Consider the following 18539-nt stretch of genomic DNA (forward strand, 5'->3'; position numbering starts at 1 on the left):
GCCCGCCCCTCTACCCTTCGACGCTGAGGGGGCGCGCCTCCAGCAGGGCGACGCCCCCCGGCAGGTCGATCACCCGGTCCAGCCGCAGGTCCGCGCGCTCCAGCAGCGCCCCGTACTGCGCGCGGGTGCGCTCGGCCCCGTCGCCGAACAGCGCGAGCATCCGGATGTCGCCGTCCAGCCCGACGTGCGGGCGGTCGTCGTCCGGCAGCGCGTACTCCAGCACCAGCACCCGGCCGCTCGGGGCCATCGCCGCGCGCACCGAGCTCAGGATGCGCACCGCGTCGTCGTCGGACCAGTTGTGCAGGACGCTGCCCAGCAGGTACGCGTCGGCCCCCGCCGGAAGCTCGCCGGTGAAGAAGTCGCCGCCCACCACCTCCGTCCGGTCCACCAGCCCGGCGGTCTTCAGGTGGTCGCGCGCGGCGGCGGCCACGTGGTCCAGGTCGAACAGCACGCCGCGCAGGTGCGGGTGCGCGGCCAGGACCGTGCTGAGGAAGTGGCCCTTGCCGCCGCCGACGTCCACCAGCGTGGTGACGCCGGAGAAGTCGTAGCGGTCGGCGACGGCCTGGCGGTGCGGCACCGCCCGCGAGGTCATGTAGTCGTCGAACAGCCGCGCCCGCTCCGGCCGGTCCGACAGGTGCTCGTACAACGTGCCGTGCTCAGCGACGAACGCCGACCGGCCCTCCCGCACGGTGCGCGGCAGGTTGTCCAGCGCGTACCGCAGCTCCGGCCCGGCGTTCATCAGCACGGCCGCCCGCATCGAGTCGGGGGCGTCGGCGCAGAGCGTCTCCCCGGCCGGGGTGAGCGTGTAGCGGCCGCCGGGCGCGGACGCGACGACGCCCGTCCCGGCCAGCTCGCGCAGCACCCGCGCCAGCGCGTCGGCGTCGGCGCCGCAGCGCTCGGCCAGCTCGGCGGGGGTCAGCGCGGCGTCCCGCAGGTGCTCGGGGCCGCCCAGCTCGGTCAGCGCCGCGAGCGCCGCGAACCGCGACAGCCCGCCGATGACCTCCCAGATCGGCCCGGTCGGATGGTCGGTGGCGTTCATGAGACCCCTCCCGCGCCCCGGTGCCAGGCCAGGACGCGCCGTTCGGTGAGCTGGAACAGGGTGTTGAGCGCCAGGCCGAGCACGCCCAGCAGCACGACCCCGCTCCAGAGCCCGGCGTTGTTGAAGTTGCGTTGTTGCTGCAGGAGCTGGAAGCCGATGCCCGAGCTGGCGCCGACCATCTCCGACACCACCATCAGGATCAGCGCCAGCGACAGGCTGATGCGCATCCCGGCGAAGACCTTGGGCGCGGCGGCGGGCAGGATCACCCGGGCCAGCCGCTGCCCGGCCGACAGCCGGAACGCGGCGGCGGTGTCCAGGTACTGCCGGTCCACCGCGCGGGCGCCCTCGGTGGCGTTCAGCAGCACCGGCCAGACGATGCCGAACAGGATCGTGGCGAGCTGCATCTGCGCGCCGCCCTCGAACAGCGCGATGAAGAACGGCAGCAGCATGATGGGCGGGATCGCGTAGCCGAAGTGGATCAGCGGCCGGACGTAGCCGTACAGCCGCGCCGACCGGCCGAGCGCGACGCCCAGCGCCGTCCCGACCAGGCCCGCGACCACCCACGCGGTGAGCAGCCGCGCGACGCTGCCGGGGAAGTCCTCCAGGGCCGCGTCGGTCAGCCACAGCCGCGAGGCCGGGCCGCTGAACCACAACTCGCGCGCCATCGACGCGATCTCCGACGGCGGCGGGTAGTCGATGTTCTCCGCGCGCCGCGCCAGCAGCTCCCACAACGCCAGCGCGGCCGGGACGGGGACGACCCGCAGCAGCAGGCGCACGGCCCTCACGCCGCACCGCCCGTCCGGCCGACGTTCCAGCGGAACAGCCGGCGCTCGGCGCGGGTGAACAGCAGGTCGAACGCCAGGCCCAGCAGGCCCGCCCACACCGTCGCCGCGATGATCATCTCGATGCCGTCCTCGCTGCTCCCGGCCTCCAGCACGTACACCCCGATGCCGGACTGGCCGCCCGCCATCAGCTCCACGCTGATCGCCAGGATCAGCGCGATGCCCGAGGCGACCCGCACGCCGGTCGCGATGAACGGCGCGGTGCTCGGCAGCGACACCCGGCCGAGCACGCTGAGCGGCCCGAACCCGAACGCGCGGAGCGTCTGCTTGGCCACCGGGTCCACCTCGCGCAGCCCGTAGACGGTGTTGATCAGCACCGGCCAGACCGCGCCGAACGCGATCACCACCAGCTTCAGTTCCAGCTTGCCGGGGAACAGCACCATCGCCAGCGGGATCACCGCCACCGACGGGATCGGCCGCAGGAACTCCACGAACGGCCGCACGGCCGTCTCCACCGGCGGCACCGACCCGATCAGCAACCCCAGCGGGACCGCGACCGCCACCGTCAGCGCCAGCCCGGCGGCCCACGCCAGCAGCGTCGCGCCGACGTGCGCCAGGAACGCGCCGTCCGCGGCGAGCCCGGCCGCGCGCGCCAGCACCGCCGACGCCAGCGGCAGCACCTTGGGGTCGATCACCTCGGCGCGGCCGACCAGCTCGGCGCCGCCCAGGAAGACCAGCACCCCGAGCACCCCGCGCCGCAGGTCGGGGTCGCGCCGCCGCCGGCCGCCCGGGACGGCGCGCGCGGGGCGCGCCGCCGCGGGCAGGGCGGGGGAGGAGACCGGGCTCATCCGTCCGAGCCGACCAGGATGGTCTTGGCGTCGGTCGACTCGCGCAGGTAGCCGAACTCCTTCATCAGGTCGGCGACGCGCTGGATGCGCTGGGGGTTCAGCGTGGTCGGGTAGCCCGGCAGCACGATGACCTTCACCGAGTCCTTGTCGATCTTGGTGTAGGTCGGCACGATGTCCTGCACCTCGCGCCGGTTCTCGGCGGCGAGCTTCTGGCCCTTCAGCACCGCGCGCTGGAAGGCCGCCACCGTCTTGGGATTCTCCTTGGCGAACTTCTCCGACACCTGCCAGCCGGCGATCGGCAGGTCGGCGGTCGGACCGGTCATGGTGTCGGCGACCGTGCGCAGCCCCTGCTTGCTCTGCCCGGTGGTGATGAACGGCTCGGTCACCCAGGCCGCGTCGATGTCGCCTTTCTGCAGCGCAGGGCCCATGTTCGGGAAGGGGTATTCCACGAACTTGACCTCCTTGGCCGCCACGCCCTGCGCTTTCAGCGTCGCCGCCACCGCCAGCTCGCCCACGTTCCGCAGGGTGTTGACCGCGATCTTCTTGCCCTTCAGATCCGCGGCGGTCTTGACCGGGGAGTCCTTGCGGACCATGAGGTTGAACAGGTTGGGCTTGGCCTCGGCGGCGTCGGCGACGACCTTCACCTTGGTGCCGTTCTCGCGGGCCAGGAACACCGAGGTGTAGTTGGTCTGGGACACGTCGAGGCTGCCCGCCATCACCTGCTTGGTCGCGGTCGCGCCGCCCTGCACCGTCTCCAGCTTGACGGTCAGGCCCTCCTCCTTGAAGTACCCCTTGGCCTGCGCCAACGGGACCGCGGCGGCGTCGGCGATGGGGAGCAGGCCGATGGTGAGGTTGGTCTTCTCCAGCCCGTTGGGGCCGGTCTGCTTCTTGTCGTCGGACCCGCCGCAGGCGGCCAGCGCCAGCGCGGCGGCCAGGGTGAGCGGAAGTAGGCGGCTGACCCTCATGAACTGCTCCTGGCTGCGAAAAGGGAACGCGAAAACCGGCGTCCTCGCGGACTCCGGGGTGGGGGAACGCGGGTCAGCATAGCCACAAGATCGTGGCATATAGCTCGAATGTGCGCGGCTTCCGACAAGTGGCCCTTTTCGGCCACTCCTTTCGGGCTTTACGGGCCTAGTTGTCGTGCGGTCAACCCGCCGGGGGCGCTACTTGAGCGGCGCGAACAGCGGCCGAATACCCGTGATGAGCTGCCGGATCACCGGCCGCTGCTCGGCCGGGGTGCGGCCGCGCAGGTCCAGCACCGGGTCGAGGCCGTCGTAGTACGGCGACAGCGCCAGATACGGCAGCGCCATCAGCATCAGCGCCGACAACACGTCCAGGTCGGCGTCGGGCCGGATGTCGCCGCGCTCGCGCCACGACGTCAGCGTCGGGTGGATGACCTGGAGGTAGTGCTGGTTGGCGGTGTCGCGCACGACCGAGCGCACGCTGTTGTCCAGCTCGAAGTTGGTCGCGGCGGTCACCGCGCGCTCCAGCGGGTGGGCGGCCATGTACTCGGTCCACTCGCACAACACGTCGAACAGCCACTCGTCGAAGGGCTGGTCGAAGTCCAGCGCGGCGATGCGGCGCTCCATCTCCTCGCGGATGCGGCGGGAGGTCTCGTCGCACACGAACGCGAAGAACTCCAGCTTGTCGGTGAAGTACTGGAACAGCGAGCCCTTGGCGATGCCCGCCTCGCGCGCGATCGTGTTGAGGCTGCCGGTGGAGTAGCCGTGCTCGCCGAACTCGCGCATCGCCACCTCCAGCACCCGCTCGCGTTTGGCGACGTTGAGCCGGAACCATGTGGATGTGGGCATGGGCCTGGCGACTCCACTTCCGATAGCGGGCGGCTGACCGCCCCTGACCCGGACGGTCAGGGTACCGGGCGGGCCGCCGGAAGGGGGATGAATCGTCGCCTCCGTCCCTGGTCGCGGCCTTCGGCGCACATTCAGGGAACATTCAGGCCAACTTCGGGAGAGAACCAGGCGTCAATAGAGAACGACCGTGTCACCATCGTCGCGGTCGGTCCCTCAGCAGCTCCGGCGTCGCCCCGCTCCAGGACGCCGGTCGTGCCGCACGGGTGGCGGCACGGAACATGGAGGCGTCATCATCCCCATCACACGCTCCCGCGTGCGCAACACGGCCGTCCTCACCGCGGCGGCAGGCGCGGCCGCCTACATCCTGGTCGGCCTGCCCGCCCAGGCCGAGGCGGCCCCCGGCTCGCTGCGCCTGATGACCGGTTCCCCCGGCGTCCAGCTCGACCGCGACTCCGACGGCTGGGTGTACCTGGACGTGGGCGGCTACCTGGCCGCCGACAAGGCCCCGTTCGAGGTGCGCCTGAACCGGCGCTCCTACGACCAGCCGATCGTGGCCACCCAGATCGTGCGCGACGGCGCGAAGGTCACCCGGCGCAGGCTGCCCGCCGGCCTGGTGAAGGACTTCACCGGCTTCCCCGGCATGGTGCGCACCACCCTCACCGACGCCAAGGGCCGCAAGGTGCTGGACCGGACGGCCGGGTTCTGCCCCAACGCCTACGAGGCCAGCCGCATCCGGCCCGAGGCCCCGGCGGTCTCCAAGTACCCGGCCGGCTGCCCCGACAACGCCTTCACCCTCGGCTCGGTGCAGGGCATCGAGGGCGGCTGGGCGGCGCCCGTCAGCGGCGGGATGTACGGGCGGGGCAGCATGGCCAAGCTGCCGACGGGCAGGTACACCGCCAGGATCTGGGTCACCAAGCCCTACCAGAAGGCGCTCGGCATCAGCGGCGCGGTGCAGACGGTGAAGGTCACCGTCAAGCAGGCCGCGCCCGGCTCGCGCACCGCCGTCCAGCGGGCGCAGGCCAAGCAGCCCCCGCTGCGCGGCCACCTGGCGCACCTGCTGCGCTCCCAGGGCAGGGGCGAGACGCTGGCGAGGTCCGCGCCGTCCGACCTCGCCAAGCCGCGCTCGGCCCCGCCCGTCGGCGCGGCGGCGGTGCCCGCGGGCGGGCCCCGGCCCGACCTGCGCGCGCTCCCCGCGTTCGACGTGATGATCCAGAAGATCGCGCCGAACCCGAAGAAGCCGAAGGTGAAGAAGGAGTACCTGACCTTCGCCGCCAACGTGTGGAACGGCGGCACCTCGCCCCTGGTCGTGGACGGCTTCCGCCGCCCCGGCAAGGACCTGATGGACGCCTACCAGTACTTCTACGACGCCCAGGGCCGCGAGGCCGGGCACGCCCGCACCGGCGACTTCAAGTGGGACCCGCGCCCGGGGCACGTGCACTGGCACTTCCTGGACTTCGCCAACTACAGCCTGGTGGACTCCGCCAAGAAGCAGGTCGTGCGCAGCCAGAAGGAGGCGTTCTGCCTGGCCAACACCGACGCGGTGGACTACACCGTGCCCTACGCCAAGTGGAAGCCGGGCAACACCGACCTGTCCACGGCCTGCGGCTACCAGAGCTCGTTGTCGATCCGCGAGGTGCTGGACATCGGCTCGGGCGACACCTACAACCAGTACCTGCCGGGGCAGTCGTTCGACCTGGCGGGGATCAAGAACGGCACCTACTACATCAAGGTGCTGGCCAACCCGGTGCGGCGGCTGTACGAGCTGGACGTCAACAACAACACCTCGTACCGGAAGATCGTGATCGGCGGGAAGGTCGGCAAGCGCACCGTGCAGGTGGCGCCGGTCGGCATCGTCAAGGAGACGCCGGGCCGCAGCTAGTCCTGCGACCGGGCTGAGGAACGCCCGCGCGCCCCGGCTCGCCGAGCCGGGGCGCGTCCGGCGGTCAGCGCGCCAGGCGGATGAGGATGCGCACGACCTCGTCGAGGATCTCGTGCGCCTCCGCCCGGTCGTCGGCCAGCGCGATCTCCCGCCCCGCCTCGCCGATGACGGTCGTCAGCACCAGGCTCAGCACCTGCGTGGCGCGCTCGCCGCCGTGGCCGCGCAGCAGCTTGGTGTTCTGCCCGACCCACTTCTGCGCGCGCTTGCGGCGCATCAGCGAGAAGCCGGACGGGCCCTCGCCGCCGTGGAACAGCCGGGCCGCCTCGCGGCTCTCCCAGCACACCTCCAGGTAGGCGCGCGCGCCCGCGACGAACAGGGCGATCGGGTCGTCCTCGCCGGCGGCGCGGGCGGCGGCCACCGCCTCGGCCGCGCTCTTCTCCTGCTCGCCCGACAACTCCTCGTACAGCGCCAGGTACAGCCCGGCCTTGCCGCCGTAGTGGTGGTAGAGGCTGCCGACGCTGATGCCGGAGCGCTCCACGATCTCGGCGATCCCGGCGTCGGCGTACCCGCGGTCGGCGAACACCTGCTGGGCGGCGTTCAGCAGCGCCTGCCGCGTGGCGTCCGCCCGCGCCCACTGCCGGCCGCCGCCGCCCGTCTCGCCGCCGCCCGCACCGTGGCCGCCCGCACCGTGACCGCCAGCACCGTCGCCCGCGCCGCCGTCCTGGCGCGTCCTGCTCGTCCGCATCCCCACATGGTGCACGGGTGAGGGCCCGGTCACCAAGCGGTGACGCCGATCAGTACCAGTGGTGCGCCGACCACCATGACCACGCGCCGCACGGGTCCTTGTAGCGGGCCTTGATGTAGTTGAGGCCCCACGCGATCTGGGTGGGGGAGCTGGTCTTCCAGTCCGCGCCCGCGCTGGCCAGCTTCTCGGGCGGCAGGGCCTGCGGGATGCCGTAGGCGCCGCTGGAGGGGTTCTCGGCCCGCTCGTTCCAGCTGCTCTCGTGCTCCCACAACGTCTCCAGGGAGTCCCAGCAGCGGTCCCAGCCCTTGAGGGCGGCCATCTTCCGGGCGTACTTCTTGTTCTGCCCGGCGCTGGGGTTGGACCGTGCCAGCCGTTCGCGCTCCTGCTGCTCGCGCAGCTTCTCCCTGGCCTTCTTGTCGCGCTTGGCCTTCTCCCTGAGCGCCTTCAGGTCGCGCTGCTGCTTCTCGTAGGCGTTCTTCTTGGCCTGCGCGACGACCCCGGCGGCGATCGAGTCCATGTCGGAGCTCGTCATCATCGCCAGCATGTCGTTGGTGGACAGGTCGTCCGAAACGCCCGGCGGCGGCTTGTCGGAGCCGCCGCCGAGACCGTCCAGATCCACCAGCGCCACCGTCGCGAACAGCCCGCCCAGCACGACCAGGGTGATGGTCACGTTGTGGGTGAGCAGCCGCCACACCGAGCGTCCCCGCCGTGGCGGGGGCGGCGGTGCGGGGTTCTCCTCGGCGGGGACGCGGGGCCTTCTACGTGTGCCGTGACTCGATGGCATGAGAGACAGGGTGCCTTATCGCCGGAGTGCGGTGCCGTTCCTTGCAGAGGTACGCAGGACGGGTCGCCGGGCGTTCACCTACAGATCCAGGTCCCCGGCCGCCAGGCGGGCGGGCTGGACCGCCTCGAACAACTCGCGGTGCAGCCCGTCCAGGGCCGCGAGCTCGCTGTCGGGCCCGCCCAGCGCCAGGTTCACCGCGCCGACCGTCTCGCGGCCCGCGTCGGTGATCTCGACGAGGGTGGCGCGGCGGTCGTGCGGGTGCGGGCTGCGCGCGGCGAGGCCCGCGGCCTCCAGCTGGTCCACGGTGAGCTTCACCGACGTCGGGTGCATCATCATGATGCGCCCGAGGGTGCTGAGCCGGGCGCGGCCGGAGGTGGTCAGCGCGAGCGTGGTGAGCAGGAAGTACCCGGTGCGGCCCAGACCGTGCTTCTTGAGCTCGGTCTCCAGCGCCCTGGTCATGATCTGATGAAGGCGGCCCACCGCGCAGATGGCCATGAAGGGCCAGGGCCCGCCGGGCAGGCCCTGGTCGCTCCAGCGGTCGTGGATGCCGGTGACCAGCGGGTCGGCTGTGGTGACCTGCGGGTCCGGCCGGTCGGTCGTCTCGGTGTGCACCGCCCGATCGTAGCTTCGGACAAATCACGATGTAAGTACTCGCTTCTTAGACCTTTCTTCAATAGAGTGCTTCAGATCACAGCCGGTGGCGGGAGTGTCGAGGAGGCACCGCCGCGACCGCTGTGATCCCGGTCCCCTCGGGATCGTGACGGCGCGGCCGGAGCCACCCCGGCGGCCGCGCCGCACGTGCGCAGAGCGGGCCCGGCGTATCGGATGGGCGCCCACGTCCGAGAACGAAGGAGGCTGGAATGACCCTTCACCCTGCCCCCGAGGGGGAGGTCTCCGGCTGATGGCCGTGAGCCTGACCAGGGCCCCCGACCTCGCCCGCCGCCGGGTCGAGACCGCGCTGGACGAGACCGGGCTGCTGTGCGTCACCCTCCTGGAGGGATTGCGCCGCACCTGGGACCTGCGCCAGTGGTGGGGCGAGTTCATCGAGCAGTGCTGGTTCCTGGCCCGCGTGACCAGCGTCCCGGTGATGCTGATCGCCGTCCCGCTGGGCGCCACCATCTCGCTCCAGGTCGGCGACATCGCCCGCCAGCTCGGCGCGCAGTCGGGCACCGGCGCCCTGCTGGTCGCCGCCATGATCCAGCAGGTCGCGCCGCTGGCGGCGGCGCTGCTGGTGTCGGGCGTGGGCGGCTCGGCGATGACCTCCGACATGGGCGCGCGCAACATCCGCGACGAGCTCGCCGCGATGGAGGTCATGGGCATCAACCCGATCCACCGCCTGGTCACCCCCAGGCTGTGGGCGGCCAGCACCGTCTCGGCCCTGCTCTGCTCGGTGGTGATCCTCGCCGGCGTGCTGGGCGGCTACTACTTCAACGTCATCCAGCAGGGCGTGAGCTCCGGCGCGTTCTTCGACGGCGCCACCACGCTGCTGCAGTTCTCCGACCTGCTCGTCACGCTGTTCAAGGCATGGATCTTCGGCTTCGTCGCCGCCGCGGTCGCCTGCTACATGGGCATGAACTGCGACTACGGACCGGTCGGCGTCGGCCGCGCGGTCAACAAGGCGGTCGTGGTCACCTCCATCGTGGTCTTCGCCGTCAACTACGTGATCGAAATGGTCTACCTGGTCCTCGTCCCCCGGAAGTTCTGAATGGTCGCCATCCCCCCCCTACGCAGACTGGGCCGGGCGGTCCGGCTCCGGGCGGCCGGCCTCGCCGCCTCCGCCGACCTGCCGATCTTCCTCGGCCGGGTGCTCTACCACCTGCTGTTCGACATCGTCCTGCGGCGCAAGTACGGCCGGACCCTGGCCAAGCAGGTCTCCGACATCACCGTCGGCGTCGGCGCGCTGGTGATCGGCGGCGGCATGATCTTCGTGATCGCCACCATGTCGCTGGCCACCGGCGCGATGGTCGGCCTGCAGGGCTACCCGGGCCTGGAGCGCATCGGCGCCGAGGCGTTCACCGGCCTGGTCGCCTCCTACTCCAACGTCCGCGAGGTCACCCCGATCATCGCCGGGGTCGCCCTGGTGGCCCAGGTCGGCACCGGCTTCACCGCCGAGATCGGCGCGATGCGCATCTCCGAGGAGATCGACGCGCTGGAGGTCATGGGCATCAACTCGCTGGCCTACCTGGTGTGCACCCGGGTGGCCGCCGGGGTGATCGCGCTGGTGCCGCTGTACCTGGTGTCGCTGTTCATGGCGTTCTTCGCCACCCGGTTCATCTCGATCCAGTACTACGGGCTGTCGCCGGGCATCTACGACTACTACTTCCACCTCTACCTGCCGCCGATCGACGTGTTCTACAGCGTCGTCAAGGTGGCGGTGTTCGCCTTCATCGTGATGTTCATCCACTGCTACCGCGGCTACTACGCCGCCGGCGGTCCGGTCGGCGTCGGCGTCGCGGCCGGCCGGGCGATCCGCGAGTCCACCATTCTGATGATCCTGATGAACCTGGTGCTGTCGTACATCTTCTGGGGTCACGGCAGCACGGTGAGGTTGACCGGATGAGCGACGAACCCCTCTCCGCGCGGTCGCGCGCCGTCTTCGGGCTGGCCGGGGCCGGTGTCATCGCGGCCGCCGCGGTGGCCGTGGCGCTGGGCTCCACGCCCTCGCACGGCGGGTCCACCTACTACCGGGCGGCGTTCTCGCGCGCCGGGCAGGGGCTGGACCCGCAGAAGTCGGACGTGAAGATCCGCGGCATCACCGTCGGCACGGTGGACCGCATCGACCTGTCGCGCGACGGGCGGGTCCAGGTGCGCATCCGGGTGGACAAGGGCGTGAAGATCCCGCAGAGCACCAGCGCGCGGATCGAGCCGCTGTCGGTGTTCGGGCCCAAGGACATCGCGCTGGACCTCGGTCCGGGGGAGCAGGGCGGGCCCTACCTCGCCGACGGCGGTCGCATCGCGAAGACCTCCGACCCGCAGGAGCTGTCGGACACCGCCTGGCCGACCTACCGGCTGACCAAGGCCATCAACCCCGACGAGCTGGCCACCATCCTGCACACCTTCTCGGCCGGGCTGAACGGGCAGGGCCCGGCGCTGCGCCGCACGCTGGAGAACGGCGGCAAGGTGATCGACGCCGCGCACGCCAACCGGGCGGTCATCAGCCGGCTCATCAGCGACCTGACGGGCCTGTCGGGCACGCTGGCCTCGCGCGGCGACACCGTCGTCAAGGTCGCCGGGGACTTCAACGACATCGCGCCGGTCGTCTACGAGCGCCCCGACAAGGTGCAGCAGCTGCTCGGCGAGTCCGGGCGGCTGGCCGACACCGTCGGCGGGACGCTCCAGCGCCAGGGCCGCAACGTCGGCGAGATCATCGACGGCGGCGCCAAGACGTTGCGGGTGTTGTCCCAGGAGCGGCGCAACGTGCCGGTCCTGCTCGACAGCCTCAACGGGTTCTTCAACCTGTTGTCGCAGATCATCCGCGTGCCGGGCCCGAACGGCACCACCATCGCGCAGGCCGTCAACACCCTGCCGCTGGACCTGTGCCAGACGCTGGTGGACGTGTGCCCCAGGCCGCCGGCCACGACGGCCTTCGACCAGAAGGTGAAGTCCGGACCCAGGATGGTGGTGCAGCCATGATCGGCCGGCTCGCCGGCAGGCGGCCCGGGGGCGGCAAGCCCGGCCGCGGCCCGCAGTACGCGGTGACCGCCAAGTTCGGCGTGTTCGTGCTGCTGACGGCGCTGCTGACGTTCTTCATCGGGCAGCAGATCCTGGGCACCAGCTTCCGTGACCGCTACCGGCTCACCGCCGAGTTCGACGACGTCACCGGCCTGCTGGAGAACGACATCGTCAAGATCGCCGGGACGCCGGTGGGGCAGGTCAAGGGCATCAGGGTGGTGCGCGGCAAGGCCGTGGTCGCGCTGGAGGTGGACCGCGAGGTCCGCGTCCCGGCCGACTCCACCGCCGCGATCCGCTGGCGCAACGTCATGGGCCAGCGGGTGGTCTACCTGGAGCCGGGGCGCAGCGCGAGCAGGCTCGCGCCGGGCTCGCGCGTCCCGCACACCCGCTCGGTGGTGGACCTCGGCGAGATCGTCAACGCGCTGGGCCCGCTGACCCGCAACCTCGACCCGGCCCAGCTCAACAAGATCCTGTTCTCGCTGTCGCAGGCGCTGGAGGGCAACGAGGGCAACATCAACCAGATGATCACCAGCCTGGACGGGCTGCTGGCCACCGTCGCGGTGCGCAAGCGCACGATCGCGCAGATGATCGACAACTACGAGACCGTCAGCGACGCGGTGGCGACCCGGGACCGGCAGATCGCCGCCAGCGTGGACAACCTGGCGGCGCTCACCAAGGTGTTCGCGGGCAACCACAAGCTGCTGGAAGACGCGGTCGTGCAGATCTCGGGCGTCACCACCAACCTCAACCAGGTGCTCGGCGGCAACGACGTGCAGCTCGCGCGGATCATCGACAACCTCGGCAAGGTCAGCACCACCTTCCGCCTCAACGTCGACCAGCTGGAGCGCATGGTGCAGACCCTGCCGCTGACGTTGCGCCAGCTGTTCGCGGCGGGCAACGGCGGCCACTTCCTGCGCACCAACGTGGTCTGCCTGAACCTGGTGCAGGGGCCGTGCCCGTTCCCGATGCGGCTGCCGCCGCTGACCGGCACCCGCCCCTCCAACGCGCCGACCAAGGGCGAGCTGGACCAGCTCCGCGCGATGTTGCGAGGTGGCCGGTGACCCGTCACGACCAGACCGCCCCGGGGGCGCCGGGAGGTGGGCGCCGATGGCGCTGAAGTCGCTGCGCGACGCCAACCACAAGATCGTCGCGATCGTGTCGCTGACCGTGCTGGGCGCGGCCTGCGTCTTCGCCTTCGCCGTCGGCCAGCTCCACCTGTTCGACCGCGGCTACACCATGAGCGGGGAGTTCACCGACACCGCCGGGATGAAGAAGGGCCAGGACGTGCGGGTCGCCGGCGTCAAGGCCGGGCGGATCACCTCGGTGGAGCCGGACTTCAAGCGCGGCCGGGTGATCATCACCTGGCATGTGAACGCCGGCATCGACCTCGGCCGCGACACCCGCGCCGAGGTGCAGACCACCACCCTGCTGGGCGGCCGCTACCTGCGGCTGACCGGGCCGGTGGCCGGCCGGCTGATGGCCGACCTGCCCGAGCGGCAGCGGCGCATCCCGCTCGGCCGCACCGCGGTGCCGTTCACGGTGCCCGACGCGCTGGAGGGCGCGCAGAACATCGTCGGCAAGCTGGACCAGCGCAGCATCGACAAGCTGCTCACCCAGGTCACCCGGATCAAGTCGCCGAGCGCCGGCAAGCTCCGGGAGATCCTGGTCAACGTGCAGACGGTGGCGCGCACGCTGAACGACGCCACCCCGCAGATCGAGCGGCTGATCGCCAACAGCAAGACCATCACCGGCACGCTGGCGAGCAAGGACGCCAAGCTCACCGAGATCATCAACTCCAGCCAGGTGCTGCTGAACACCCTGGTCGAGCGGCGCAACGAGCTGGCCGCCACCATCGGCCAGGGCAGCCGCACCGTGCGCACCCTGTCCAACGTGATCTCGCAGAACCAGCGGCAGCTCAACACGCTGCTGGACGACCTGCACCTGCTGACCACCCGGCTGGCGCCCAACATGGACGCGCTCAACACCGACCTGTCGCTGCTGGGCCCGACCTTCACCCAGGTCGCCAACGTGCGCGGCAACGGCAAGTGGGTGGAGGGCGTCATCACCGGCCTCGGCCCGCTCCAGCCGACCGGCCCCATCTCCACCCGGTGGCCGCCGGAGTCGAAGGCGCCCGAGCGCGCGGGAGGGAACTGATGAGCACGCGCACGATCCCCCCGTCCCGCGTCGTCCTGGCCGTCGGCCTGTGCCTGGCGATGCTGACCTCGTTGGGCGGCTGCTCGCTGGACGGCTCGCTCGGCGGGCAGCGCACGATGACCGTCTACCTGCCGAAGGCCCGCTCCTTCTACAAGGAGTCCAAGGTCAAGGTGATGGGCGCCGACGTGGGCCTGGTGGACCGGGTGGAGAACCAGGGCGACCGCATCAAGGTCACCTTCCACCTGGACCGCGAGGTGCCGCTGCCGCGCGGCGTGCAGGCGTCGATCGTCCCGCTGAACCTGGTCGGCGAGCGCAACCTCGTCCTGCACCCGGCCTGGCGGCCCGGCCAGGCCCGGGAGACCTCCAGCACCATCCCGATCGAGCGCACCCACGTGCCGGTCGAGGTGGACGACGCGCTGGCCTCGTTCACCAACCTCGCCAACGCTCTCGACCCCACCAAGATGCAGACCGCGCTCGGCCGCGCCGCCGACTCCTTCGAGGGCAACGGCAGGGACTTCAACGCCACGCTGGAGCAGAGCGGCCGCCTGGTGGAGGGCATCGCCGGGCAGGACCAGGAGCTGCTGCAGGTCGCGCGCAACCTCGACCGGCTGGCCGGGGTCGTGCGCGGCCGCGAGCAGGTGCTCGGCCAGATGATCCGCAACTTCGGCGAGGCGACGCGGGTGCTCAGCGCCGAGCGCGGCGAACTGCAGGACCTCATCAGCGGGCTGCTGGAGCTGTCGAGGAACGGCGGCAAGCTCGTCGACAAGTACAAGGGCCAGCTGCCCTACGACCTGGCGGTGCTGACCAAGGTCGCGCTGGTGCTGCGGGGCAACGCCCGATCGCTGGGCCAGCTGCTCGACGCGCTGCCCGGCATCAACAGCGCACTGATCAACGCCTACAACCCGAAGAACAAGTCGTTGCAGATCCGCTTCGCGACCGACGCGTTCGTGCGGACCTGGCTCGCTACCATCCTCGGCCGCGAGTACACCACCTGCCCGCTGCCCAAGCCCAACTCCAACTGCCCCTGGCAGGACGCGGGCGCGGGCGAGAACGGAGCACGCCGATGACCATCCTGGGGCGCCGCGCGGCGGCGCTGGCACTGGCGGCGGCCGTCGGGGCGGGCGGCTGCTCCTACAAGACCGCCGGGGCGCCCGGCGGCGACCTCACCCTGACCGCGACGTTCGACGACGCGCAGGGCCTGGTCGCCGGGCACAGCGTGAAGATGTCCGACGTCAACATCGGCAGCGTCACCAAGGTGGAGCTGGCCGGTTACAAGTCCAGGACGACCCTGTCGATCAAGGACGGGATCAGGCTGCCGCAGGGCACCCGCGCCGAGATCAAGGTGACCTCGCTGCTGGGCGAGAACTACGTGGACCTCGCCCTGCCGCCCGGCGGCAGCATGGACCGCGGCCCCTACCTGGCCGACAACGCCGCGATCGCCGACACCAGCGTGCAGCCGGCGTTCGAGCAGGTGGTGGGGCAGACCGGGCCGCTGCTGAAGGCGCTGGCGGGCGACGACATCGCGACCGTCGTCAACGCGGGCGCGACCGCGCTGGAGGGCCAGGGCGGCAAGCTCAACACCACCGTCGCCAAGTCCGCCGACCTGCTGAAGCTGTTCTCCGACCAGCGGCGCGAGCTCGGCGCGGCCGTGGACCAGTTCGCGCAGCTCGGCAGGTCGCTGGCCCGGGGCAGCGACGCGCTGGAGCGGGCACCCGAGGAGCTGGAGAAGACCACGCGGCTGCTGAACGACAACAAGCACCGCATCCTGGCCACCGTCGACAAGCTCACCCGGATGGCCGCCCAGCTGAACGACAAGGTGCTGGAAGGCCGCGTCGCCCGCTTCCGGACCCTGCTGAACGACCTCGACCCGGTCATCGCGCAGCTCGGCAACAACCGCACCCGCCTCACCAGGCTCGTCGACGGCCTGGTCACCTTCAGCAGGAAGCTCCCGGCCGCCACCTACGACGGCCAGCTGCTGCTCTACCCGCTGCTGCGGATCGTGTGGCCGGACGGCAGCCCGGTGCTGCCGGGCCTCGGCGGGTCGGGCAAGGCCAAGCAGAGTGGGAAGGCCCCCGAGCTGCCCGACCAGCTGCGCGGCGCGTTGCCCGACCTCGACGACATCCTGGAGCCGCGCCGATGACCAGGCGACTCGTGATCAACCTGGGGGTGTTCGCCACCCTGGCCGTGCTCATGGTGATCTGGGCGTTCAACAGCGTGGTGCGGTTCGACTTCATCGACCGCCCGTACCACATCACCGTGGAGTTCGAGTCCTCGCCGGGCCTGCACCCGGGCTTCGAGGTGGACTACCTGGGCCTGCGCGTCGGCAAGATCGACTCGGTGCGGCTGGAGAAGGGCAAGGTCGTCGTCCGCCTCGACATCGAGCGCGGCGTGAAGATCCCGCAGGGCGTCACCGCGGCCGCCGCGCGCAAGTCGGCGGTCGGCGAGCCGGTGGTGGAGCTGACGCCCGGCCCGAACGCGACGGGCGCGCCGCCGATCCGGGCCGGCACCGTGATCCCGGTGTCGCAGACCAAGGTGCCGCCCAAGTACGGCGACCTGTTCGGCGCGGTGATCCAGACGCTGAAGGCCATCGACCCCAAGGACGCCGGGGTGCTCACCCACGAGCTGGCCGAGGGCTGGTCGGGCCGCGAGGGCTCGCTGCGCCAGATCATCCAGGGCGGCGACCAGCTCACCGCGACCTTCGCCGAGAACAGCGAGCTGCTGGACGGCCTCACCCGGGACCTCGGCAAGATCACCGGCGTGCTGAACCAGAACCGCGGCGACCTGGCCGCGGGCATCGACAACCTGGCCGCGCTGACCGGCGCGCTGCGCCAGGTGCGCGGCGAGATGGTGGAGCTGCGCGACACCGGGCCCGGCCTGCTGCGGACCGTCAACGGGCTGCTGGACGAAACCGGCCCGGACTTCGAGTGCACCATCGGCTCGCTGGCCAACCTCGGCATCAGCGAGCACAACCCCGACGTGCTGAACGACCTGCGCACCACCCTGCGCTACGCCGCCCCGCTGAAGAACGTCCTGGACAACGTGATCGGCGAGGACCAGGGCAAGCCGGTGCTGAACGTCGTCTTCCTGATCACCCTGCGGAAGGCCGCGACGCTGGAGTACAAGTACCCGCTGCCGCAGCCCGCGGTGAACAAGACGCTGAGCTGCCCCAACGGCCGCCAGCCGGTGACCACGCCGCAGAAGGGCTACACCGGCAAGGACCCGGGCCAGACGAATCCGACGCACGACCCGTCGGTGAACCGCCCCGACCCGGACGTCAGGGCGCGCCCGGCGGCGGGCACCGAGCGGGACTCTTCTGCCGGACCGCCCCTTTGGCTAGTCTACGTTCCCCCGGTCCTGGCCCTGCTGGTGCTGATCAAGGTCATGGCGGGTTCGGTGCCCGTGGTGTCCCGCCTGACGCGCCTGTCGCGGCTGCGCCGCAAGGACTGAATCCCCCCGACCCGCGAGGAGTGCCCGAAGTGACAGCCGAGACCCCCAAGGACGCCGCCGACGACGTCGCGGAGACGCCGGCCGCGGAGGTCGAGGCCGCTGAGGAGGCGGCCGGGGCCGCCGGCGAGCCCGCCCCGCGCCCGGCCAAGCGCAAGCGCCGGGTGCGGGTGATCGAGGTCATCGAGGACGATGACGAGGACCTTGAGGACGTGCTGGAGGCGCTGGACGCCGAGGAGGCGGAGCAGCCGGCGGCGCGGAAACCGGCGGCGAAGGCGTCGGCCTCGGCGGCGAAGAAGGCGACCCCGGCCGCCGCCACGGCCGCCCCCGCCGCGACAGCCGTCAAGGAGAGGGAAGAGCCCGAGCCGGAACCCGCGCCCGCACCTCGCCCGTCGGGATCCGGCCCGAAGGAACCGGTCTCCCTGGACAAGGGATCGGGTGGTTCCTCGCTGCCACTGGTCCCGCTGCTGGTCGGGGTGGTGCTGGTGGCACTGCTGGCGACCCTGGCGCTCTGGCAGTGGCGCACCGCGAGCGGCCTGTCGGGCACCGAGGACGACCGGAAGGAGGTCGCGAAGGTGGCCTCCGACTACGGGAACCTGGCGCTCAACTACAACGCGTCCAACTACCAGAGCCAGATGGAGAAGGCCCAGAAACTGATGGGCGGCGACCTGCTGGAGAACTTCAAGCAGTGCACGCTGCCGAACCTGGGCACGACGTTCAAGAGCCAGCCGCAGCTGGCGCTGACGTCGAAGACGACGCAGACGTTCGTGGGAAGCGTGGACCCGCGCTTCGCGACGGCGACGATCGCGGTGGACGTGGGGGTGAGCGGCGTGAGCAACGGGAGCACGCCGGCGACGAACATCCCGTCGAACCTGATCCGGCTGTCACTGGCGAAGGCGGGCGAGGACTGGAAGGTGACGCAGCAGTTCCCGTCGGGCGTCAACGAGCAGAAGCGGGGTTGCGAGGAGCAGCTGCCGGGGGTGCCTTCGGGGACGAACGGGGAGAAGCCGAAGGAGCAGGAGAAGAAGGAAGAGAAGCCGAAGAACTAGGGCCTTGGGGCTGACGCGGCCCATCTGCGGCGCGACTTTGTTGCGCTGGGGGCGGGCCACGCCAGCCCCGCGCCCTGCCCGTAACCAGCGACCGCAGCCCCGCGCTGCGTGCGTGCCCGGCGACCGCAACCCCGTGCTGCGTGCGTGCCCGGCGACCGCAACCCCGTGCTGCGTGCGTGCCCGGCGACCCCAGCCCCGTGCTGCGTGCGTGCCCGGCGACCCCAGCCCCGCGCTGCGTGCGTGCCTGGCGACCCCAGCCCGCGCTCCGCACGAGCGCGCTGGCCTCAGCCACCGGGGACGGGGGTGCAGGGGGCAGCGCCCCTTGCCTCGTG

The 18539-nt window shown here is 71.3% G+C and carries 18 protein-coding genes; 10 read left to right on the plus strand and 8 right to left on the minus strand.

All coding sequences use genetic code 11. The features are described from left to right. Positions 1–10: 10 nt before the first annotated feature. From AH6_RS33255 to AH6_RS33275, 5 genes are all read right to left on the minus strand, one after another. Positions 11–1039: a methyltransferase gene (locus tag AH6_RS33255; protein ID WP_067488140.1), complete on the minus strand. Its 1029-nt coding sequence runs from the start codon at positions 1037–1039 to the stop codon at positions 11–13. Then, complete coding sequence (locus tag AH6_RS33260; RefSeq protein WP_067488142.1) at positions 1036–1824, minus strand: ABC transporter permease; 789 nt, start codon at positions 1822–1824, stop codon at positions 1036–1038. Before AH6_RS33260 ends, AH6_RS33255 begins: the two co-directional genes overlap by 4 nt. Beyond that, positions 1821–2669, minus strand: coding sequence for an ABC transporter permease (locus AH6_RS33265; RefSeq protein WP_083983730.1), 849 nt, complete (start codon positions 2667–2669; stop codon positions 1821–1823). The genes AH6_RS33260 and AH6_RS33265 overlap by 4 nt, the downstream gene beginning before the upstream one ends. Next, entirely contained in the window at positions 2666–3634 is a 969-nt protein-coding gene (locus AH6_RS33270; protein ID WP_067488144.1) for an ABC transporter substrate-binding protein, read from the minus strand. The genes AH6_RS33265 and AH6_RS33270 overlap by 4 nt, the downstream gene beginning before the upstream one ends. 198 nt (positions 3635–3832) lie before the next feature. Then, entirely contained in the window at positions 3833–4480 is a 648-nt protein-coding gene (locus AH6_RS33275; protein WP_067488146.1) for a TetR/AcrR family transcriptional regulator, read from the minus strand. 313 nt (positions 4481–4793) lie between these two features. Between AH6_RS33275 and AH6_RS33280 the strand changes: the two genes are divergently transcribed. Further along, positions 4794–6359, plus strand: a complete 1566-nt coding sequence (locus tag AH6_RS33280; RefSeq protein ID WP_218005993.1) for a lysyl oxidase family protein — start codon at positions 4794–4796, stop codon at positions 6357–6359. A 64-nt stretch (positions 6360–6423) separates the two neighbouring features. On the opposite strand, the gene AH6_RS33285 is transcribed toward AH6_RS33280, so the two are convergent. The 3 genes from AH6_RS33285 to AH6_RS33295 form a co-directional block, all read right to left on the minus strand. Continuing rightward, complete coding sequence (locus AH6_RS33285; RefSeq protein WP_083983731.1) at positions 6424–7104, minus strand: TetR/AcrR family transcriptional regulator; 681 nt, start codon at positions 7102–7104, stop codon at positions 6424–6426. Positions 7105–7153: 49 nt separating this feature from the next. Beyond that, positions 7154–7888 (minus strand): aggregation-promoting factor C-terminal-like domain-containing protein, encoded by a 735-nt coding sequence (locus AH6_RS33290; protein ID WP_157431881.1) that lies wholly within the window; start codon positions 7886–7888, stop codon positions 7154–7156. A 78-nt stretch (positions 7889–7966) separates the two neighbouring features. Continuing rightward, a complete protein-coding gene (locus AH6_RS33295) occupies positions 7967–8500 on the minus strand; it encodes a MarR family winged helix-turn-helix transcriptional regulator (protein WP_083983732.1) in 534 nt (177 codons plus the stop codon). A 289-nt stretch (positions 8501–8789) separates the two neighbouring features. Here AH6_RS33295 and AH6_RS33300 point away from each other — a divergent pair, with 289 nt between their 5' ends. Genes AH6_RS33300 through AH6_RS44335 form a run of 9 tightly spaced genes read left to right on the plus strand, consistent with a single transcriptional unit; the run spans position 8790 to position 18207 of the window. Next, positions 8790–9593, plus strand: coding sequence for an MlaE family ABC transporter permease (locus AH6_RS33300; protein ID WP_067488150.1), 804 nt, complete (start codon positions 8790–8792; stop codon positions 9591–9593). Further along, positions 9594–10448, plus strand: a complete 855-nt coding sequence (locus AH6_RS33305; protein ID WP_067488152.1) for an ABC transporter permease — start codon at positions 9594–9596, stop codon at positions 10446–10448. Then, complete coding sequence (locus tag AH6_RS33310) at positions 10445–11521, plus strand: MlaD family protein (RefSeq protein WP_067488154.1); 1077 nt, start codon at positions 10445–10447, stop codon at positions 11519–11521. Before AH6_RS33305 ends, AH6_RS33310 begins: the two co-directional genes overlap by 4 nt. Continuing rightward, the gene (locus tag AH6_RS33315; protein ID WP_067488156.1) at positions 11518–12621 is read left to right on the plus strand and encodes an MCE family protein; all 1104 of its coding nucleotides are present in this window, start codon (positions 11518–11520) and stop codon (positions 12619–12621) included. Before AH6_RS33310 ends, AH6_RS33315 begins: the two co-directional genes overlap by 4 nt. Before the next feature lie 46 nt (positions 12622–12667). Beyond that, on the plus strand, positions 12668–13714 hold the full coding sequence (locus AH6_RS33320; protein WP_067488157.1) for an MlaD family protein: 1047 nt from the start codon (positions 12668–12670) through the stop codon (positions 13712–13714). Continuing rightward, positions 13714–14781, plus strand: coding sequence for an MCE family protein (locus AH6_RS33325; protein ID WP_067488159.1), 1068 nt, complete (start codon positions 13714–13716; stop codon positions 14779–14781). The genes AH6_RS33320 and AH6_RS33325 overlap by 1 nt, the downstream gene beginning before the upstream one ends. Continuing rightward, a complete protein-coding gene (locus tag AH6_RS33330) occupies positions 14778–15854 on the plus strand; it encodes an MCE family protein (protein ID WP_067488161.1) in 1077 nt (358 codons plus the stop codon). Before AH6_RS33325 ends, AH6_RS33330 begins: the two co-directional genes overlap by 4 nt. Then, the gene (locus AH6_RS33335; protein ID WP_067488163.1) at positions 15851–17161 is read left to right on the plus strand and encodes an MCE family protein; all 1311 of its coding nucleotides are present in this window, start codon (positions 15851–15853) and stop codon (positions 17159–17161) included. Before AH6_RS33330 ends, AH6_RS33335 begins: the two co-directional genes overlap by 4 nt. Positions 17162–17190: 29 nt before the next feature. Then, positions 17191–18207 carry a hypothetical protein gene (locus AH6_RS44335; protein WP_067488165.1) on the plus strand — a complete coding sequence of 339 codons (1017 nt, stop codon included), beginning with the start codon at positions 17191–17193 and terminating at the stop codon, positions 18205–18207. Positions 18208–18539 lie beyond the last annotated feature (332 nt).

The sequence above is a fragment of the Actinomadura hibisca NBRC 15177 genome, assembly GCF_001552635.1.
GTDB lineage: Bacteria > Actinomycetota > Actinomycetes > Streptosporangiales > Streptosporangiaceae > Spirillospora > Spirillospora hibisca.

What these genes read in the sequence shown, in the direction of transcription:
- AH6_RS33310 (WP_067488154.1), top strand. Translation starts at nt 10,445, where the DNA reads ATGAGCGACGAACCCCTCTCCGCGCGGTCGCGCGCCGTCTTCGGGCTG.
- AH6_RS33300 (WP_067488150.1), top strand. Translation starts at nt 8,790, where the DNA reads ATGGCCGTGAGCCTGACCAGGGCCCCCGACCTCGCCCGCCGCCGGGTC.
- AH6_RS33335 (WP_067488163.1), top strand. Translation starts at nt 15,851, where the DNA reads ATGACCAGGCGACTCGTGATCAACCTGGGGGTGTTCGCCACCCTGGCC.
- AH6_RS33320 (WP_067488157.1), top strand. Translation starts at nt 12,668, where the DNA reads ATGGCGCTGAAGTCGCTGCGCGACGCCAACCACAAGATCGTCGCGATC.
- AH6_RS33255 (WP_067488140.1), bottom strand. Translation starts at nt 1,039, where the DNA reads ATGAACGCCACCGACCATCCGACCGGGCCGATCTGGGAGGTCATCGGC.
- AH6_RS33270 (WP_067488144.1), bottom strand. Translation starts at nt 3,634, where the DNA reads ATGAGGGTCAGCCGCCTACTTCCGCTCACCCTGGCCGCCGCGCTGGCG.
- AH6_RS33290 (WP_157431881.1), bottom strand. Translation starts at nt 7,888, where the DNA reads ATGCCATCGAGTCACGGCACACGTAGAAGGCCCCGCGTCCCCGCCGAG.
- AH6_RS33305 (WP_067488152.1), top strand. Translation starts at nt 9,594, where the DNA reads ATGGTCGCCATCCCCCCCCTACGCAGACTGGGCCGGGCGGTCCGGCTC.
- AH6_RS33285 (WP_083983731.1), bottom strand. Translation starts at nt 7,104, where the DNA reads ATGCGGACGAGCAGGACGCGCCAGGACGGCGGCGCGGGCGACGGTGCT.
- AH6_RS33275 (WP_067488146.1), bottom strand. Translation starts at nt 4,480, where the DNA reads ATGCCCACATCCACATGGTTCCGGCTCAACGTCGCCAAACGCGAGCGG.
- AH6_RS33330 (WP_067488161.1), top strand. Translation starts at nt 14,778, where the DNA reads ATGACCATCCTGGGGCGCCGCGCGGCGGCGCTGGCACTGGCGGCGGCC.
- AH6_RS33265 (WP_083983730.1), bottom strand. Translation starts at nt 2,669, where the DNA reads ATGAGCCCGGTCTCCTCCCCCGCCCTGCCCGCGGCGGCGCGCCCCGCG.
- AH6_RS33315 (WP_067488156.1), top strand. Translation starts at nt 11,518, where the DNA reads ATGATCGGCCGGCTCGCCGGCAGGCGGCCCGGGGGCGGCAAGCCCGGC.
- AH6_RS33325 (WP_067488159.1), top strand. Translation starts at nt 13,714, where the DNA reads ATGAGCACGCGCACGATCCCCCCGTCCCGCGTCGTCCTGGCCGTCGGC.